Annotated in this window: 18 protein-coding genes; 3 read left to right on the forward strand and 15 right to left on the reverse strand. The window is 58.4% G+C overall.

Annotated elements, in window-relative coordinates; translation table 11 throughout:
• Positions 1–12: 12 nt before the first annotated feature.
• From IDH41_RS20240 to IDH41_RS20285, 10 genes are all read right to left on the reverse strand, one after another.
• Positions 13–948, reverse strand: a complete 936-nt coding sequence (locus IDH41_RS20240; RefSeq protein WP_190864246.1) for a hypothetical protein — start codon at positions 946–948, stop codon at positions 13–15.
• A complete protein-coding gene (locus IDH41_RS20245) occupies positions 941–2,317 on the reverse strand; it encodes an ATPase, T2SS/T4P/T4SS family (RefSeq protein WP_190864248.1) in 1,377 nt (458 codons plus the stop codon). Before IDH41_RS20245 ends, IDH41_RS20240 begins: the two co-directional genes overlap by 8 nt.
• A complete protein-coding gene (locus IDH41_RS20250; protein ID WP_190864249.1) occupies positions 2,314–3,159 on the reverse strand; it encodes a P-loop NTPase family protein in 846 nt (281 codons plus the stop codon). Before IDH41_RS20250 ends, IDH41_RS20245 begins: the two co-directional genes overlap by 4 nt.
• Positions 3,156–3,881: an SAF domain-containing protein gene (locus IDH41_RS20255; RefSeq protein WP_190864251.1), complete on the reverse strand. Its 726-nt coding sequence runs from the start codon at positions 3,879–3,881 to the stop codon at positions 3,156–3,158. The genes IDH41_RS20250 and IDH41_RS20255 overlap by 4 nt, the downstream gene beginning before the upstream one ends.
• A 249-nt stretch (positions 3,882–4,130) precedes the next feature.
• On the reverse strand, positions 4,131–4,481 hold the full coding sequence (locus tag IDH41_RS20260; RefSeq protein ID WP_028609438.1) for a type II toxin-antitoxin system PemK/MazF family toxin: 351 nt from the start codon (positions 4,479–4,481) through the stop codon (positions 4,131–4,133).
• A 3-nt stretch (positions 4,482–4,484) separates the two neighbouring features.
• Positions 4,485–4,766, reverse strand: coding sequence for a CopG family ribbon-helix-helix protein (locus IDH41_RS20265; protein ID WP_028609437.1), 282 nt, complete (start codon positions 4,764–4,766; stop codon positions 4,485–4,487).
• 227 nt (positions 4,767–4,993) lie between these two features.
• Positions 4,994–6,181, reverse strand: a complete 1,188-nt coding sequence (alr, locus tag IDH41_RS20270; protein WP_317890784.1) for an alanine racemase — start codon at positions 6,179–6,181, stop codon at positions 4,994–4,996.
• Between the two features lie 146 nt (positions 6,182–6,327).
• Positions 6,328–7,551 (reverse strand): LolA family protein, encoded by a 1,224-nt coding sequence (locus IDH41_RS20275; RefSeq protein ID WP_190864255.1) that lies wholly within the window; start codon positions 7,549–7,551, stop codon positions 6,328–6,330.
• A 159-nt stretch (positions 7,552–7,710) separates the two neighbouring features.
• Positions 7,711–8,373, reverse strand: a complete 663-nt coding sequence (locus tag IDH41_RS20280) for a PspA/IM30 family protein (RefSeq protein ID WP_190864257.1) — start codon at positions 8,371–8,373, stop codon at positions 7,711–7,713.
• Between the two features lie 42 nt (positions 8,374–8,415).
• On the reverse strand, positions 8,416–8,628 hold the full coding sequence (locus tag IDH41_RS20285; protein WP_190864258.1) for a PspC domain-containing protein: 213 nt from the start codon (positions 8,626–8,628) through the stop codon (positions 8,416–8,418).
• A 327-nt stretch (positions 8,629–8,955) separates the two neighbouring features.
• On the opposite strand from IDH41_RS20285, the gene IDH41_RS20290 reads away from it, so the two are divergent.
• The 3 genes from IDH41_RS20290 (at position 8,956) to IDH41_RS20300 (ending at position 12,336) form a co-directional block, all read left to right on the forward strand.
• A complete protein-coding gene (locus IDH41_RS20290) occupies positions 8,956–9,831 on the forward strand; it encodes an AraC family transcriptional regulator (RefSeq protein WP_190864260.1) in 876 nt (291 codons plus the stop codon).
• A gap of 217 nt (positions 9,832–10,048) precedes the next feature.
• The gene (locus IDH41_RS20295; protein ID WP_190864262.1) at positions 10,049–11,041 is read left to right on the forward strand and encodes an N-acetylglucosamine kinase; all 993 of its coding nucleotides are present in this window, start codon (positions 10,049–10,051) and stop codon (positions 11,039–11,041) included.
• Positions 11,026–12,336, forward strand: coding sequence for a 6-phospho-beta-glucosidase (locus IDH41_RS20300; RefSeq protein ID WP_190864264.1), 1,311 nt, complete (start codon positions 11,026–11,028; stop codon positions 12,334–12,336). Before IDH41_RS20295 ends, IDH41_RS20300 begins: the two co-directional genes overlap by 16 nt.
• Before the next feature lie 59 nt (positions 12,337–12,395).
• Here the strand turns inward: IDH41_RS20300 and IDH41_RS20305 are convergent, their stop codons facing one another.
• The 5 genes from IDH41_RS20305 to IDH41_RS20325 all read right to left on the reverse strand — a co-directional run bounded on the left by IDH41_RS20305 (position 12,396) and on the right by IDH41_RS20325 (position 17,642).
• Positions 12,396–12,926, reverse strand: coding sequence for a type 1 glutamine amidotransferase domain-containing protein (locus tag IDH41_RS20305; protein ID WP_190864266.1), 531 nt, complete (start codon positions 12,924–12,926; stop codon positions 12,396–12,398).
• 90 nt (positions 12,927–13,016) lie between these two features.
• Positions 13,017–14,804, reverse strand: coding sequence for an ABC transporter ATP-binding protein (locus tag IDH41_RS20310; RefSeq protein WP_190864268.1), 1,788 nt, complete (start codon positions 14,802–14,804; stop codon positions 13,017–13,019).
• Positions 14,794–15,609 carry a MerR family transcriptional regulator gene (locus IDH41_RS20315; RefSeq protein ID WP_190864270.1) on the reverse strand — a complete coding sequence of 272 codons (816 nt, stop codon included), beginning with the start codon at positions 15,607–15,609 and terminating at the stop codon, positions 14,794–14,796. The genes IDH41_RS20310 and IDH41_RS20315 overlap by 11 nt, the downstream gene beginning before the upstream one ends.
• 112 nt (positions 15,610–15,721) lie before the next feature.
• Positions 15,722–16,453 (reverse strand): GntR family transcriptional regulator, encoded by a 732-nt coding sequence (locus tag IDH41_RS20320; protein ID WP_190864272.1) that lies wholly within the window; start codon positions 16,451–16,453, stop codon positions 15,722–15,724.
• Between the two features lie 151 nt (positions 16,454–16,604).
• On the reverse strand, positions 16,605–17,642 hold the full coding sequence (locus tag IDH41_RS20325) for an iron-containing alcohol dehydrogenase (RefSeq protein WP_190864274.1): 1,038 nt from the start codon (positions 17,640–17,642) through the stop codon (positions 16,605–16,607).
• Positions 17,643–17,647: the final 5 nt, after the last annotated feature.

Genomic DNA, 17,647 nt, shown 5'->3' on the forward strand with positions numbered 1-17,647 from the left:
CGCAGCCCTCCTTCACATTTTTTTGCGCGACAGCCACAGCCCCATCAGGAAGGAGGCGAATATAAGCACCGCCGCGTTGAGCAGCATGTCCCTGCCCTGCGGATCCATGATGTAATAGTAGTAAGAATTGTCTCTGTTGTACCGGAGGTTGATGCCGATGAACAAAGCAAGGAACAGCAGCGGCGAAAAATTGGCTACCCGAATTTCCAGCAGCCGGTTCCTCTCCTGCTCGTTCGCTCTTCTGGCTCTGCGCATGTCCGTCAGCAGCTCCTTCAGACTGTCGGTAATCGACACGCCCTCCGAGAGCGCCACTCGAAGAATATTCGCGAAATAATCGGCCCACAGATGGCCAAGCGACGCGGACAGCAGCCGCAGGCTCGCTTCATCGTCCCCGCGTACAGACAAGTTGCGGTACAACTGCTCGAATACCGATTGCATCGGCCCAAGCAGCCGTCTCTCCTCCACCGCGCGCTGCAGCGCGACGCGAACCTGCCGCTCGCCCGTAACGACGTAGCATTGATAGAACAGCTCAACCGCCGGCAAAAAATCGATCTGCGTCTGCATGCGCCGATGAACGAGCATCGCTCGCAGCACCGTGTACGGCATCGCTCCCAAAAGCCCGCCGAACAACAGCGTGCCTTTCGCGCTTTGAAAGAAAAAGCCGCCCGCCGCGATCCCGGCAAGCATAAGCAAGCCGGAGAGCCACGCGAAGGAGCCAGGCGTCAATCGAAGCCGGAGCGCCTCCATTAATTCCGACAAGTGGCGGTACGGCCGCTCATACCGCTTAATCCGTTCCGCAAGCCGGTAGCGCCAGCCGGACTTCGCCCGGTACGTTAGCTTGCTTCGAAGTTGACGGTCCCGAGCCCAAACGAGGAACAAATGGTAAGCCGCAATAAATAATAAACAAAACAGCAAGACGGCGGCGGCCGCGGTCGATAGCTTACTCATGCAGCGCACCCGTGCCGGCCAACTTGGCGGACGCCCTGGCCGACGGCCGGGACGGATAAACCCAATCGTCCAGCGCGGCGTTATAGACCGCCCAATCCTTCACGCGGGCCTGCCCGTTCTCCCAATACAGCTCTCCGAGCCGGCTGACGACTCTTCGCCCGTTCAAATAACGCATTTCGATACCGAGCTCGGCGACGTACTCCGTAATTCGTTTGGCCAGCCTTTCCGCGTTCATGCCTCTTCCGTCGAGCATGCACATGTCGGTGATCGCTTCGGGCACGTCCTCGAGCCTGCCTGCATGCACCGTCGTCATGCTGCCCGAATGTCCTCTCGTGCAGGCGCGCACGTAAATATTGGCGTCGCTGTCGCGAATCTCGGCATGGATGATGCGCTGGGGCGATTGCCTTAAGGCCAGCTTGAACGCCTGATCCGATCGATGGATCGGATCGTCCTCCTCCGACTCGTACTCCACGACGTTTTTGGCCGGAAAATCGCGTCCAAGCATCATCTCGAATCTTCCTTCGATCGTAATGATCCGCTCTTCGTCAGGAAGCTCTGCGATAAGCGCCTTCATCAGATTCGTCTTGCCCGAATTGGTCGCCCCGATGATAACGATATTGAACCTTGCGTCAAGCGCCGCCATCAACATTTCCTTCAGGCGCGCGTTCATCGTCCGGTAGGTCGGGGAACATAAGGCGTCCAGGCTGAAGCTCTTTACCGTATAGAATCGGATCGTGAGCGTCGGGCAGGCCGTGAAGCCGAACCCGGTCATTGTGACGCGCGAGCCGTCGCGCAGCATAACCTCCGCCCAGCGCTTCCGCGGGTTAATGCGGTCATTATTGTAGAGCACCAGATTTTGCTGGATTCGCTCCACCTCGCGCACGCTGTCGAACCGGTATGCGGACGGCATCGTCTTGCCGTCCCGAACGATGAAGATCCGCTCGCCAACCACTTGGATTTCCTCCAGGCCTTCCTTGTCGGCAAGCACCAATTCCAGCACGTTAAGTCCGATCACTTCGGCAAACAACGCTTCCGCCAGCGATTGATAAGGATGCTGCAGCCCTGCGGCTTCATGAATGCGAAGGCGGATCAGTCGGTCCGTAATAACCGCGAGCACCTGCTCCCTTTCCTGCGCGTAGCCGAGTACGGCGCGGTTCAACGTTTCGCCGTAGCGCCTGCGCTCTTCCTCGCCGAGCCCGTGCGGCGCGCTCAAGTAAGCTCGCATATCGTCGGCCAGCCTAGCGAATTCGCCGCCGCCCGCTTCCGCCGGCACATCGTGCGCCGCCGCCTCTTCCTCCCGCCGCAGCCGCTCCGCCTGCATCCGCGCCGCGAAGCCGGCCGGCGAGAACCTGCTCTCCCGCGCAATCATGAGCTTGTCCCGTTGCGATGGACCAGCAGCTTGCGATACCACGGCTGAACCGCAAGCGCCGGCCGCCCCCGCAAGCCGTGGCGCTGCATGAGCGCTTTGGCAGGCTCCTGCATGGCGTTCTTGCCCGCCGCGTCCGCACGCAGCCAGCCCGCGTAGGCTCCGTTGTCCAATTGACTGAAGATCGGCTCGCTTAATTGGAATTGTCCGAGCTGCGACGCACCGAGTTCTTTGCAAATATGCTTCATTTGATACCCTCCGTTCCTCCAAGGACCATTGATCGTGATCAAATCGTATTGCTCGGGCGTTACCCCGAATAAAGGCGATACTTGCCCGATCCAGCGGCGTCCGTCCTCTTGGAAGTGGGACAAGGACGGGGTCGTGACGAGGACGCGCGAGCTTGCCCGGCGGACCGAGCAAATCGTCGCCGCGTTGTCCCAGTAAGCGCCAACGTCCAGCACGACGAGCGCGAACGCCTGCTCGGCGGCCGAGAGCAGATAATCCGCTTCCTCGGGCGTGAAATATTCGGCCTGGTCTCGCATAAGATTGCCGAACAGCACCTGCAAATTCGGCATTCCTTCCACGGGATGCGCCGCTCTTCGAAGCATTTCCGCAGTCAGCGTCCCGGAGCGCAAATCCGGGCGGAGCTTGTCCAGCGTCACGGCCGGCTCGTCGACCCCGATGTACCGGTGGATCTTGGCGCTCTTCAAATTAAGGCATAAGTACCCGACCGGCCTGCCGCTCATCTCCGCCATGCGGAAGGCCGCCGCGAACGCGGCCGCCGTCGTTCCGATGTTCGGTGTCGTGCCGATGAAGGCGACAAGCGGCGATGCGGCTCCGTTCACGGCGCATTCGCCTCCTCCGGCGCAGGCAGGTCAAGCGATTCCGGACTGTAAGCGACGACAAGCTTCGTCTCCCCGCTTTTGCACAAGCCGTCGATGCGCAGCCATTGCGCCTCCGTCAAATTCAAATTCAAATATTCGATCATGCCGTTCGCGTCGCGCCTGGACGCATACATTTGCTCTTTGTCGCCTTCGGCGAGCGATAGCAAGTTCGGATTCTCGACGTCGTCGATTTCCAAATTGCCCGACGTCTTCACCGACGAGACGAGCACCGCCTCGTCGAAGAGCCTCGTCGACGGGGACGCATCGCCCGACGCGTACAGCAGCACCTTGTCTCCCGCCCGGATGCCGTTGGAAATGGAGCGGATGTACTCCTTCGGAATTTGAAAGGTCGATTCGCTACGCTTCGGCTGCAAATAATACCGGTCCACCTTCCAATTCAAAATCGGTTCGCCGCGCCCAAGAGGGATAATCGTCTCCTTTCCCGCGGCCTGCTCCGAATCGACGAGCATTTCGGGAACGAAGGCCGCTTGGGGCATCCTTTTGTAGGTCAAATCGCTCTCGGCGAGCCGCTCTCCCGCGCCGATGAACCGCTTCGGCACCAGCACCTCGACCGTCTCCTGCTGCTCGATCTGGATTCGCTGCAGCTTGTACATGCCGTAGACGAGGCAGCCGGACAGCACCGCGGCGGTCAAGCTGATGATAACATTTCTTCTCCTGTTCATTGCCACTCCCTTCCGAGCATAAAAAAAGAACGCACCTAAGGCCATCTAAGGCCTCGCCTGTGCGTTCTTCGCAATAATAATGCTCTCGTATATTAGTTCAAATCCTTAATTGAGTTCATAATAGCAAATAGACATTTCGTTTGTCTATCCCTTTTTTTACAAATGGCATCAACTTTCCGTTAAAATCGACAAAAAAAGCCATTTAGCACAATAAAGGGATGCTCCTTCCATTTGCCAAACAGCTTTTTTTTAAAAATCGATTAAGCCTACGCTGATCAATAAGGCGTCGTCCACCTTGCGCATCGTTTCGTCGTCCAAGTGCGTAATTTTGTCGGTAAGGCGTTGCTTGTCGATCGTACGTATCTGTTCCAGAAGCACGACGGAATCCCTGTCGAAGCCGTGCGCGGCAGCGTCCATTTCTACATGGGTGGGCAGCTTCGCCTTCTGGATCTGGGCCGTAATGGCCGCCACGATCACCGTCGGACTAAAGCGGTTTCCGATATCGTTCTGAATGACCAGCACGGGGCGAACGCCGCCCTGCTCCGATCCGACAACCGGCGATAAATCCGCAAAAAACACATCTCCGCGTTTTACGATCAAGCTCTACACCCCGCTTACGAGACGGCCTAACGTATGGTCTGCTTCTTCCTCCGCTTGAAAAGCTTCCGAGGCCATGTTCAGGTTGATTTTCGCCATTTCCATATACCCGCGCTGCATGGATTCCCGGATTTGACGTTTTTTGCGTTCCACCAAATACAGCTTCATGGCTTGCCGGATAAATTCGCTGCGGTTGGAGTTTTCCTTGGCAACAATCCCGTCAACCTCCTCCAGCAAATGATCGGGCAGGCTAATCATGATCCTCTTGGTATTTTGTACATTGGCCACCGAACTCGCACCCCCAAAACTTTTCCATTCCCCTAATACACATTATGACATTTAATTGCCGCCGCTATACATCAACATATCTATGATCGTCGTATATCATTTATGCTGTATGTTTTCATGTATAGCCTCTACAGAACTTCCGCCATACCTATTTCGTGCTTTTTGCCGAAAATCCTCTTCTCTTACGCAAAAATTGCGATTTGAAACAATTTCCAGCCGATGTCGGCTCAGGCAAGCGGATTGCTGACAGCGGCAATCGCGCCGTCCTTCACGTAGACGCGCGGAACGCGCGCGGCAACCATGCACGTCACCTCGTAATTGATCGTGCCGAGCTGATCGGCCAGCTCATCGGCCGTAATGACCGCGCCGCCTTGGCGCCCGATCAGCACGACCTCTTCCCCGGCCTCGACCGGCTTTCCTTCCGTCCCGTCGACATCGAGCGCGATCATGCACTGATCCATGCAGATCGTACCGCGTATCGGCATCTTCACGCCGCGCACGAGCCCGTACGCCTTGCCCGTAAGCATGCGGCTGTAGCCGTCCGCATAGCCGATCGGAAGCGTTCCGATCCGCTCCTCGTCCGCCGTAAAGTAGCGGGTGCCGTAGCTGATTCCCCAGCCCTTCGGCGCTCGCTTCGTCATGACGACCTCGGTTTTAAGCGTCATAACCGGCTCAAGCTCGATCCGCTGCGCATTGACCTCCGCCGACGGATACAGGCCGTACATGCTGATGCCGAGCCTTAGCATGCCCTCTGCCCATTCCGGCGTATCGATGCCGGCAGCGCTGTTGGCGGCATGAACGATCGGGACCTTGAAGCCTTGCCGCTCCACGCAGTCGATCGTTTCCCGAAACCGGTCGTACTGCAGCTTCGTGTAGCTTTTGTCGGCCTCGTCCGCGCGGGCGTAGTGCGTGAACAGTCCTTCGATCTCAAGCTGGGGCACGCGGAAAGCCTTCTCGATGAAAGCCGCCGCCGCGTCCGTCCCGATTACGCCGAGCCTTCCCATGCCGGTATCGATCTTAATATGCGCCTTGAGCTTCCTCCCGGACGCTTCGGGCAGCCTGGCCGCGGCGGCCAAAATATCGTCTCGGAACAGGCTGATCGTCACGTCGTTATCCCTGGCGACAGACAAAGCATCCGCAGCCACGAATCCTAGCACGAGAATCGGGGTACGGATGCCTGCCCGCCGCAATTGCAACGCCTCATCCAAAAATGCAACGCCCAAGTAATCCACGCCGAAGCGCTCCGCCTCGCGGGCAACCTCCACGGCGCCATGCCCGTACGCATTCGCCTTGACCGAAGCCATCAGCCTGCATCTACCCGGCATCGCGCCGCGGAACGCTTGTAAATTGCGCCGCAGCGCATCCAATGATATTTCAGCCCTGGTCGGGCGATAAAACGAATCCAAGCCGTTCACCTTCTCCTCGTCTGACAGCCACTTCCGCTAAGGTTCCGAGCAGCAAACATCAATAGAAACAATGTTAAACGCTGCCGCAACGACTGTCAATGAAGGATGCCCCGGATTTGGCTAGTACGTCTTGGTAATTCGCCTGTTAGCCCGCTTTATTTGCCGATTTCGCCCTGTACCGACTGGGCGATTTTGTACATCTCGGTCTCGGGCAGATCCGCGCTCGCCAGACGGAATTGATGTCCTTCGTACGTCCAGATGAGCGTCTGCTGCTCTTCGCCCGAGATGAGCTCGCCCCACGTAAAGCCAAGATCGACCATCATGCCCGGCGTAAGCGATGCGGCCACGTCCTTCGGCTCCGTCTGAACGAGCGTGTAGCTGTACTCGCCCGTATAACGGATCATGAGGCCGGGGTTGCCGCCGAATACGATATCGACCATATCCTGCTCGGATACGCCTTCCGGCATGTAGCTCGGCTTCATGGCCGCAAAGTCGGAATCCGCTTCCGCCTCGGCCGATGCGTCATCCTCCGTCTCCGCCGCATCGTTGCCTTCGCTTGCTTGATCGTCGCCGTCGACGGCGCTGTCGTCCGCCTGCTCGTTGCCGCCGGCGTCCTCATTGCCTTCCGGCGCTGCCGCATCGTCTTCCGGCGCAGCCGAATCGTCTCCCGCGTTGCCGGCCGCCGCGTCGCCTTCCTCCTGCTCGGGCAGCGTCATGGTCGGCTCGTCGGTCGACTGGCTGGAAGGCTCCGCCTTCATATTCGCTTCCGTCTCGAATACGGCTTTGTCGAACTTCGGTCCAAACTCGAAGCTGTCGAACTGCACCTGCACCATGACGGCGGCGTTCGTGTCGCTTACTTCCACCTGCACCGGCTTGTAGTCTGTTTTGTCCAGCCATATTTTTTGGCGCGCGAGCGAGCCGTTGTTATAGTTTGCCATTACGTCGAAAACATACGCGTCGTCGTTCACGACGAATTGCCGCGAATTGTCGACCAGAATGCTCTGGATCAACGTTTGGTACAAGTAGACCTGGCCTTGGTTTTGCGGCCAATCGCTTTGGAAGCGGAACACTTTGTTCAGCTTCGGCGTGAGCACGAAAACGCCGTCGTCGTTGCGAAGCACGATTTGCGTAATGTCCTTCTCCTCATTCGTCAGCTTGATCCGGTAATAATGCGGCTTTTGATACGAAACCTCCACTTTGTATTCGAGCGGCTGCTGGCTCGTATTCAGCGTCATCGTCCCGCTTCCCTGATAGCTTTCCATGCTGTTGACAACCTTGTCGAGATCCTTCACCACGGACTCGGCGTCCTTCGTTCCGCAGGCGGCCAACACGAGTGAAAAGCATAATAAAATTGCCGCGGTCCATGTCATGCGACGCATGTGATCATCCCCTCTGAACAATAGTTTTTTACTGGCTGATAACATGTCTATGAGGGGACTTGACCAATTATGCGGACTGGCATAAGCTTGGCTAAATTTAAAAATTCGCGGCAAAAAGGCCGCCTCGTCATCAAGGCGGCCTGCTTGCTTCCTAGGGGATTAATTAACCGATTGCTTGTTCAAAAGCCGTTTCAATTCTTCGTCGACGCGCGCGTTGCGGCGCTCCGTCTGCTGATCGGATCCGAAGTCATGCGGGGCGTACGCGCTCTTCGACAGCTCGCGCTGCGCTTCCCATTCCATCACCTTTTGCTCGATCCGCTCGAAGCCCTTCGAAGCTTCACTGCCATTCAGCGCGTGCGCCGAATGATTCCCGGCCGGGCCGCCGCTTTGCCTTACGCGGGCGACAAGCTCCGTGCGTTTGCTTTGCAGGCGGGTCTTCTCCTCCTTCAGCGTTTCGATGCGCTGCGCAAGCTCGGCTGCTGCCTCGCTTGCGATTTGCAGCAGGCGAGTCTTCTCCTCTACCTGCTCTTCGTACAGCAGCTTCGCCTCCAGAGCAAGTCTGGCGTCCGCTTCCCGCAGCTCCGACGCCGCTTGCGCGGCTTTGCCTTCGTAATAAGCGGCTTGTTCCTTCAATTCGTCAAGCTTTGCCTCAAGCATGCGAGCTTGTGCTTGCTGCTGCGGCAGCGCGTGCTCTGCCTTCGCGATTTCCTCGTCCAAATCCCGCAAATAATGATTCAGCATCATCACCGGATTCTCGATCTTATCCAGCATCTCATTGGCCGCGGCCTTCGTCATGCTAACAACGCGTTGCAAAATACCCATTTTGGTCAGCTCTCCTTTTATATGTGTGATAAGCGATACGAATTAGTAGTGATCGACGAATCGGAAATCGGGGTTCGCCTTAGGGACGATCAGCGTGGCGATGAAGTAGATGAGGGCCACGGCTCCGAAGCTGAAGAACGAGGCGATGACGACCAACAACCGCACGATCGTCGAATCGATTCCCAGCCACTCCCCGATCCCGCCGCATAGCCCCGTTAACTTGCTGTCCGTCGTCGAACGAAACAGTTTTTTCATTGTTCAATCATTCCTTTCTTGTCTCTTAAGCTATGTCCTTATTGTAAAGAGAGGCGGCGGCCTGCGTAACGGTCCCCGGTCGGTTTTGGAAACTGGGCTTAAGGCGGGGGGCGGCTGCGACGTCTGGCGGGGAGACGAGGCCGCGGGGGGAGAGGGAATGTCGGGTTGCCTTTCTTTAGAGGCAGCATAATAGAAAAATATCCTTGTTGAAATTCGTTAATCATGTTAAGTTCTATTACACAAATTTCCGAAATCCGCTCTGACTATCCGTTATTCCCGTCAGTAACGCGTTGTTTACTTTTCAATTCAGGTTAAGGAGCGATACAGATGACAAGCGCGAACAATTCGGCAATTCCGAAAGAAAAGCTCGTTCTAGCCAAAAAATATCCGATCCAGGTCGACGACACGATCGGGGTCACCTCCTACTACCAGAAGCTTCATTGGCACGACGTCCTCGAAATCAACCTGATCAAAGCCGGAACGGGCTACTACATCATCAACGGCCGGACGTTCGAGTTTCAGCAAGGCGACATTCTGCTCATTAATTCCAACGACCTTCACTGCGCCTACGAGACGAAGGATTTGGTCATGCTGGTCGTTTCGTTCGACGCCGGCTGGTTTTTGAACAGCCTTCGCACCGATCCCGCCATCCTATCGCCTTTCAAGGAAATGGGGGTATCCTATACGAACTTGCTGGATCGGGACAATCCGCGGATCGGGCTTCTCCGCTCCCTTCTTCTGGAGCTTCAGGATGAACACCTCCGGCAGGAAAGCTCCTACGAATCCGTCGTCTTCGCCCTCATGCTTCGCTTCCTGGCCACCGTCAACCGGCATTTCCGCACCGAGATCCCCGGCCGCACGGCATTGGCGGTGAACGCCCGGCAATTGGAGAAAATCCGCGTCGTCATCCATGCCATGGAACAAAATTACGCGCACGCCTGGACGCTAAGCGAGCTCGCCTCGCTCGTCTATCTCAGCCCTTCCCGCTTCAGCGATTTGTTCCGGCTTGCCGTCGGCATGCCGCCTATGCTTTATTTGATCCATATCCGCCTGGAAAGCGCCGTCGCCATGCTGGAGAGCAACACGATGAAAATCACGGATATCGCCCATGAATGCGGCTTCCGCAGCCTGTCCAATTTCAACCGCTTGTTCAAGAAGCACATCGGCGCCCCTCCTAAAACCGCAAGAAACAAGAGTAGCTAATCAACCCGTAAGATAGTATCAGTGTTTGAGAAATTTGATGAAGAAAAGCGGTACTCGCCTCGTTACAATGGAGAAGGAAGAAACGGTGACATGCATCTAACTCGATTGTTCGTAAACAGGAGGGCCGATCCTTTAGAAAATTCTCGAAAATCACAGGCACAGCCGGAACGTCTGGCTCGACCAATAAATCCACTATTCCTATAGGAGAGATCATATTTTGAATTATTATTTGGGAATCGACGGCGGTGGCAGCAAGACGCTGGCCGTCGTTTGCGACGGGGACGGACGGGTGATCGGGTGCGGCGCAAGCGGCCTTGGCAATCATCAAATCGATGCCGGGGCGGCCGAGGCCAATATCCGGACCGCCGCGCTTCAAGCGATGGCAACGGCGAACGTGAAGCACGAGGATATCGCCTATGCCGTGTTCGGGCTGGCGGGCGCGGACCGCGAGGCGGATTTTCGGATTTTGCGGCCGATGATCGCGAGCATGGGCTTTGCCGGCTGCGATATCGTGTGCGATACCGTGATCGGCCTTCGAGCCGGAACGAAGCAGCCGGACGGTGTCGTCGTCATTTGCGGCAGCGGAACGAACAGCTACGGGATCAACCGGCGGGGCGAAAGCGTGCAATGCGGCGGCTTCGGCTACGCATACGGCGATTTCGGCGGCGGAGGCGATCTGGCAGTCGAAGTGTTCCGGACGGTAATCCGGGCTTGGGAAGGCCGGGAGCAGCCTACGCGGCTTTCGGAATCGACGCTTGAATTGCTCGGTTATGGTTCGGTCGAACAAATGTTTCATCATTATCTGGACGTCGGAGGCCGGCCTCCCCTTGCGCTTGCCAAGCTGCTATTCGAAGCGGCGGAGCATGACGAAGCGGCAAGGCGGATTTTGCGGCGGCAGGGCATGGAGCTGGGGTTAGCTGCAAGCGCTGTCATTCGGAGGCTCGGCATGGAGAACGACGCGTTCGACTTGGTTCTGATCGGCAGCGTCCTCACGAGAAGCGACAGCCGCTTCGTCGTGCCGTACATCGAAGAGCAGGCGAGGCAAGCCGCGCCGAAATGCGAACTGAAGACGCTCGCGATGGAGCCCGCGGCAGGAGCCATCCTTTTGGCCATGGAAAGAACGGGCCGGCATGTCGAAGAAAGCGTATACCGGCACTTAAATGCGGAGTTAGCCGTCAAGGAGGATCGGAAGCAATGGACGCTCGATTGAAAATTGCCGTCATCGGCGGAGGCTCGTCCTATACGCCCGAGCTGATCGAAGGATTTATTCTGAACCATAACGCTTTGCCCGTGGACGAAATCGTGCTCGTCGACGTTCCCGAAGGGCGGCACAAGCTGGAGGTCGTAGGCCGGCTCGCGCAGCGGATGGTGGAAAAGTCGGGCCTCCCCATCGACGTAACGATGACGCTCGATCGTCGCTCCGCCCTCAAGGGAGCGGCCTTCGTGTCGACGCAGCTCAGGGTCGGGCTGCTCGAGGCTCGGGGCTGGGACGAGACCATCCCGCTCAAGCACGGCATGATCGGCCAGGAGACGACCGGCCCCGGCGGCATGATGAAGGCGCTGCGCACGATTCCGGTGCTCCTTGACATTTGCAAGGACATGGAGGAGCTTTGCCCGGACGCTTGGCTGCTCAATTTCACCAATCCGGCCGGCATGGTGACGGAAGCGATCCACAAGCATTCCCGCATCAAATCGATCGGCCTGTGCAATTCCCCGATCGCGGCATACAAATGGCTCTCGTCCTTGTACGGGGTGCCAACCGGGCGCATCCGCTGCGAATTCGCGGGTCTCAACCATCTGCATTGGATCAGCGCCATAACGGTCGACGGGGAATCGAAGCTGGAGGAGCTGCTTGGCGACGGCGGCGGCTATTCGGCCGGCAACGTGCCGCAGCGCGCATGGAACCCGAGCCTGCTGCGCTCGCTCGGGGCGATTCCTTCCTATTATTTAAAGTACTTCTATCTAAGGCGCGAGATGCTGGCCGAGCAGCGGGCGGCCGCCGCAAGCGGGGAAACCCGCGCCGAAACCGTCAAGCGGCTCGAGGACGAGCTGCTGGCCATCTACGAGGATCCGAATTTGTCCGAGAAGCCGAAGCAGCTCGAGCAGCGCGGCGGCGCTTACTATTCGGAGGCCGCGGTGAGGCTGATGAATTCGCTCTACAACGACGCGAGGGACGTTCAGACGCTGAACGTGCGCAACCAAGGCGTGCTCGGCTTCCTGCCGGACGACGCCTGCATTGAGGTCAATTGCGTCGTGACGAAGGACGGCCCGATTCCGCAGCCGGTCCACTTGGTGCCGGCTTCCGCCATAGGACTCATCCACGCCGTCAAAGCTTACGAGCAGCTCGCGATCGAGGCGGCGGTCACCGGCAGCCGGGATACCGCCTTGCTCGCGCTGGCCGCGCATCCGCTCGTCGATTCCGCGAACGCGGCGGAGCGGATGCTGGACGAAATGCTGGAGAGGAACAGGGCGTATTTGCCCCGCTTCTTCCGAGCAACGCCATAGGCAACAAACAAAAGGGCGCCCCGTCAGCGGCTTGAACCGCTGGCGGAGCGCCCTTCCCCTTACCAGGCGTTTACGCCAAGCCGGTCGAGCGTCTCCCGAATGAACGCCGGCTCGTCCTTCGGCGAGCGCGAAGTGACCAGGTTGCGGTCGACCGCTACCTCCTCGTCGACGAAACGGCCTCCCGCCGCTTCGACCTCGCCGGATATGGAGGAGTAACCGGTCACGGTCCGTCCGTTCAACACCCCGGCTGCCGCCAATACTTGCGGACCGTGGCAAATCGCCGCAATCGTAATGCCGGCTTGGTCGGCTTCGCGGACAAATCGCTGCACGTCGGCGTCGTTCATCAGCTTGGAGGGCGATGAGCCGCCGGGGACGATGACCGCCGCGTAATCCCGCGCGTTCGCTTCCTTGATGCCCAGATGGGACGTATAGGCGATCGTTTCTTGCTTGCCCTTCAATTTGTCGTTCGCCTTCAGGCTGATGATGACGGCCTCGTGGCCGTTTTTCACCATTTCGTCATACGGGTTCGCCATCTCGGAATCCTCGAAGCCGTCCGCGAGCAGGAAGGCGACCTTCTTGCCTTTCGTCATAGCGCTCACTCCTTTCTATCAAGGGATTACCCTAATTATGGTTAACTGAAACATCCTTTTATTTTCCCGGATCCCCCGAATCCTATACGGTTAAGGCGAAGGCTCGGCGAAAAATTGCTGCTGCACCAGCTTGCCGTACAGCTCGTGGCTCTCCATCAGCTGGGCGTGCTTGCCCTGCCCGGTTATTTCCCCTTTTTCCAGCACGATGATTTTGTCCGCGCCGCGAATGGTAGACAGCCGATGCGCGATCACAAGCGTCGTTCTCGCCTTCATGAGCTGCTGCAGCGCTTCCTGGACGAGCTGCTCCGAATCGCTGTCAAGATGCGCGGTCGCCTCGTCCAGCAGCAAAATCGCCGGATCGCGCAGAATCGCCCTCGCGATCGCCAGCCGCTGCCGCTGCCCTCCCGACAGCTTCACGCCACGTTCGCCCACCTCCGTCTCGTAACCGAGCGGCAGCGATTCGATAAAGCCGGCCAGGTTGGCCCGGGCGGCCGCCTCCTTCATGCGGGCTTCGTCCGCACCTTCGAGCCCGTACGTCAAGTTATGGCGGATCGTGCCGGCCATCATCGGGCTGTCCTGCGATACGTAGGCGATTTTGCTCCGCCAATCCTCGAGCCGCAGCTCTCCGATCGGCTGTTCCCCGTACCGGATCGTGCCGGAGACCGGATGATAGAAGCGCTCGATGAGCGAGAACAGCGTCGTCTTGCCGGTGCCGCTCGGACCGACGAACGCCGTCACCTGTCCCGGCTCGGCGCGGAACGAGATACCCTGCAGCAGCGGCCTGTCTTCCGAATAGCCGAAGCCGACCTGCTCGAACGCGAGCGCCGATTTGGCGAGGCCCCACGTACTCCCCGCGCCGTCCATGGCCGCCTTCTCCGGTTCCGGCTGTTCCTCCGCTTCGTCCAGCAGCTCCCGGATCCGGTCCGTCGCTCCCATCGCTTTCTGGAATTGCGTGAAGAAGGAGGCCATTTGGGTGAACGGCATGACGATCTGGAACATGTACAAAATAATCGCGACTAGCGCGCCGCCGCTTAGCGAGCCCTGCGCCACCCTGACGCCGCCGTAGCCGATGAGCAGGACGAGGATCAGGAGCATCACGCTCATCATGAGCGGCGTCACGACCGATACGATGCGGGCCTCTTGCAGACCGAACGCGAACAGCCGGGTAATGCGAAGATTCCCCTGCTTCCGCTCGAGCGGTTCGGCCAGCGACGCCTTCACGAGGCGGATGTCGGACAGCACGCGTCCCAGATCGCCTTGGAACAAAGCGGTTTCGTCCTGCATCGCCTTGGATACCTTGAACATCCGCGTGCCGAGCGGCCATAAGATCAGAAGCGCGGCAGGCACGGCGACCAGCATGAGCAGCGTCATTTTCCAATCGATGAACAGCAGCAGCGCGACGCCGCCAATAATGGAGACGATGCCCCCGACGAACGAAATGACATGTCCGATAATAAAGTCCTTCACGACGTTCGTGTCGTTCGTCACGCGGCTCATCGTCTCGCCGGAATGGTTGCGGTCGAAGAACGGGACCGGCAGCCGCAGCACGCGCTCCCATACTTCGCGGCGGATGCCCGCAATGATATGCTGGCCGACGTAAGACATCGCGTACACCGAGAAGCCGGACATCGCCGTCTGCACCAGAAATACGGCGCCAAGCCCGATTACGGTCATCGTCTGCAAGCTGGCGGCGGACAGCTCGTCGACCAAATTTTTCGTCAGCAGCGGAATGAGAAGCGACAGCAGCGTCTCCCCGAGCCCGAGCGCGACCGCAGCGGCGATCAGAACGTTCGATGGGCGATGCCTCGCGATCAACGAAAAAAACTGCGATACGTTAATGGCAGCGGCCGGCTTCCCCGCTTCGGCGTTATTGTTCATGACTCTTCCCCTCCATCATTGTCCGATAAGTGCCTAAGTGCTCAAAAAGCTGCTGCAAGAAAGCTTCTTCTTCCTTCGCGAACAGATTCGGAAACAATACGGGATCGACGCCGGTTGCCGGATCGCCGAGCGCCTCCATCTGCGCAAGCTCCTGCTCGCTCAGTCCGCTCATGACCGGGCCGATCAGCTGCTCGAGCAGCGCAGAGAGCTCCCATCCGCACGCCAGCACCTCTTCGTCATTCAGATGCCTGCCCTCCCTGTAGTGCTCCTTCAGCCGCGCGAGCAGGACGGTCATGCGCCGCTCCAGCTCCAGCCTTTGCTCCTCGGGCAGCTTCTCCATGAAGATCGCCTCCACCATCGATGGCGGCATCTGCCCGGACAGCCAGCGCTTCTGGCGCTCCTCGTGCTGCAGGTTATGGATCAGCAGGAGCAGCAGATCGTTATCGACCTTGCCCGCGCCTTCCAGAATGCGCCGCATGCGCCCGATCGTTACGAGCACCTGCTCCAGCTGCCGCTTCTTCTGCTCCAGCAGCTCAAACTGCATGGCCAGCGTATGCTGCAGTTCCTCCTCCGGCCGCTGCAGGTAAGCGTTTATGTCCTCCAGCGAGAAATCCAAATATTTGAGCGTCAAAATTTGCTGCAGCCGCATCAAATCCTTCTCCGTGTAATAGCGGTGCCCGTGTTCGTTCCGGCTGGACGGCGCAAGCAGCCCCTTCCGGTCATAGAAGCGCAGCGTTCGCTCGGTCACCCCGGTCAGCTTCGCGAACGCGCCGATCGAATACAGTCCTCCTTGTTCCCCGACCATCCTCATCCCCCCAAAACATTGATGCCGTCCTTGAAAAAAATATAACCCTTGACGTTGCGTCAAGGGCAAGCAAAATTTTATGAACGTTTTGTTGCAGAGCATTCGATAACGGCTATCGCTCGAGATGGACCTTGTACGAATACCGGTCCGAGCGGTAATAATTGCAGCAGTATTGAATCGCCTCGCCCGCGGCGGTATACGTGGTCCGATGGATGCGTAGCAGCGGCATGCCGGATTTGATGTTCAGCTGCTGCGCCTGTTCCTTGCTCGCGACGACGGATGAGATGACTTCTTCGGCGTGGCTCAGCTTGTAGCCGAGCTTCTCCAGGACGGGATAGAAGGCGATTTCGTTCAAATCCTCGCCTTCATAGAGCTTGCCGATCTTAAGCGGCCAATACGTCTCTTCGATCGAGATCGGCTCGTCGTCCGCGAGCCGGACCCGTTTGACGAAATATACGTCCGCCTCGCCCTGCAGCTTTTCCTTGATCGTCTCGGACGATTGCACGACGCGCGCCTCGATCAGCCTGGCGCCCGGCTCGAACCCGAGCATCGAAATCCGCTCGGTGAAGCCCATCAGCCTTCCGAGCACCGGCTCGATCTTCGGCTTGCGCACCATCGTCCCCCTGCCCTGCTTCTTCTCCAGCTTGCCTTCGGCGACAAGCGAGTTGACGGCCTCCCGGACCGTCGTCCGGCTTACCTGATAGTGCTGAATCAGCTCGTTTTCCGTCGGAATGAGCGTTCCGTTCTTCCACTCCCCCTCTTCGATCTTCGCCAGCAAAATTTCCTTCAGCTGGTAATAGAGAGGGATCGGAGACTTGGCGTCGAGCGTTTTGGCCGTGTTCATATGCGTTACCTCCAAACGGAGAATCGTAATCGTCATTCATCTCTTCATAATGACGTATGTAAGCTTCAAAAGCAATACCCGCACCTAGCAAACGATCCCCCGGAGGCGGCCGGAGGATCGTTTCGAGATAAGGGAAGGCAGCGCTTGGCGGCTATCCTTCCCCGTATATATAGGTTCTAACGCCCTGGAGCAGATCATCGGTCCACTCCGTCTTTCCGAATACGGTATGGAATCTGCGAACGTCGCGGTTATACGCCTCGACCGTCCGCAGCGTCCGCTCGATCTCCTCCCAAGCGACGCCGATTCGATCGGGCTCGTACATGACCCGCGCTTCGTCCAATGCCCTTCGCAGCTCGATATGGCGGCTGTCCGCCATGTGCCTCGCCTGCAGGAAGGAAGCGATGACGATGCCTAGCGCCACCGTCTCGCCGTGAATCAGATGCTTCTTGGTCACGAGCTCCAAATTCCACGAAAACAAATGCTCGGAGCCCGAGCCGATCGGCAAGCGTAAATTCGCCATATAGAGCTCGGAGGAGATCCGCGTGTTCTCCATTAGCGCGCGGATCCCGGCTTCCGTAATCGCCCCGATATCGCTCGCGCCGGCGATAGCCGCGTTCACGATGCCGGTAATTTGCCCGGCGATCTCCGGTAGGAGCGGTTCGCCGATGCCGGAACGGGAGCTGATGACCCAGTCGTTCAGCGTCGTTTGCATGTAGAGCAGGTCGCCGTATCCCGCCCGGTTGAACCGGGGATCGGCCATCTGGATGAGCGCGGCGTCCACGACGATTTTTTTCGGATAGCCGTCGACCTTGAAGCCGAACGGCCCGCCGCCCCGGCGGATCGAGATGAAATCGGTAAACGGCGCGTTGGTCGACGTAATCGACGGGATCAGGACGGGAACGGTGCCTTGCCGGTAGGCAAAATATTTGGCCGCGTCGAGCACGGTGCCGCCGCCAACGCCGACGATAATCGGCTTCCCGGACGCTTCCTTCTCGAGACGCCGGGCGTAGACGCCGTTCAGATAATCCTCGTCGAGCGAATCGATCTCGACGACCTCCCGCGGAGGCTTGCTCCGAAAGCGCGGCTCGCACAGGCGCCACGCCGGGTCCGTCGTAACGACGATATAATCGCCCAGCCGCGATAATTGCTCTTCGATCTTGCCGTATACGGTTTCAACATGTCCCCTCATAGGGC

It is taken from the genome of Paenibacillus arenilitoris (assembly GCF_014705655.1).
In the GTDB taxonomy this organism is placed as follows: Bacteria; Bacillota; Bacilli; order Paenibacillales; family Paenibacillaceae; genus Pristimantibacillus; species Pristimantibacillus arenilitoris.

What these genes read in the sequence shown, in the direction of transcription:
- IDH41_RS20325 (WP_190864274.1), bottom strand. Translation starts at nt 17,642, where the DNA reads ATGAGGGGACATGTTGAAACCGTATACGGCAAGATCGAAGAGCAATTA.
- IDH41_RS20285 (WP_190864258.1), bottom strand. Translation starts at nt 8,628, where the DNA reads ATGAAAAAACTGTTTCGTTCGACGACGGACAGCAAGTTAACGGGGCTA.
- IDH41_RS20315 (WP_190864270.1), bottom strand. Translation starts at nt 15,609, where the DNA reads ATGGTCGGGGAACAAGGAGGACTGTATTCGATCGGCGCGTTCGCGAAG.
- IDH41_RS20290 (WP_190864260.1), top strand. Translation starts at nt 8,956, where the DNA reads ATGACAAGCGCGAACAATTCGGCAATTCCGAAAGAAAAGCTCGTTCTA.
- IDH41_RS20255 (WP_190864251.1), bottom strand. Translation starts at nt 3,881, where the DNA reads ATGAACAGGAGAAGAAATGTTATCATCAGCTTGACCGCCGCGGTGCTG.
- IDH41_RS20275 (WP_190864255.1), bottom strand. Translation starts at nt 7,551, where the DNA reads ATGCGTCGCATGACATGGACCGCGGCAATTTTATTATGCTTTTCACTC.
- IDH41_RS20300 (WP_190864264.1), top strand. Translation starts at nt 11,026, where the DNA reads ATGGACGCTCGATTGAAAATTGCCGTCATCGGCGGAGGCTCGTCCTAT.
- IDH41_RS20245 (WP_190864248.1), bottom strand. Translation starts at nt 2,317, where the DNA reads ATGATTGCGCGGGAGAGCAGGTTCTCGCCGGCCGGCTTCGCGGCGCGG.
- IDH41_RS20280 (WP_190864257.1), bottom strand. Translation starts at nt 8,373, where the DNA reads ATGGGTATTTTGCAACGCGTTGTTAGCATGACGAAGGCCGCGGCCAAT.
- IDH41_RS20240 (WP_190864246.1), bottom strand. Translation starts at nt 948, where the DNA reads ATGAGTAAGCTATCGACCGCGGCCGCCGCCGTCTTGCTGTTTTGTTTA.
- IDH41_RS20310 (WP_190864268.1), bottom strand. Translation starts at nt 14,804, where the DNA reads ATGAACAATAACGCCGAAGCGGGGAAGCCGGCCGCTGCCATTAACGTA.
- IDH41_RS20320 (WP_190864272.1), bottom strand. Translation starts at nt 16,453, where the DNA reads ATGAACACGGCCAAAACGCTCGACGCCAAGTCTCCGATCCCTCTCTAT.
- IDH41_RS20305 (WP_190864266.1), bottom strand. Translation starts at nt 12,926, where the DNA reads ATGACGAAAGGCAAGAAGGTCGCCTTCCTGCTCGCGGACGGCTTCGAG.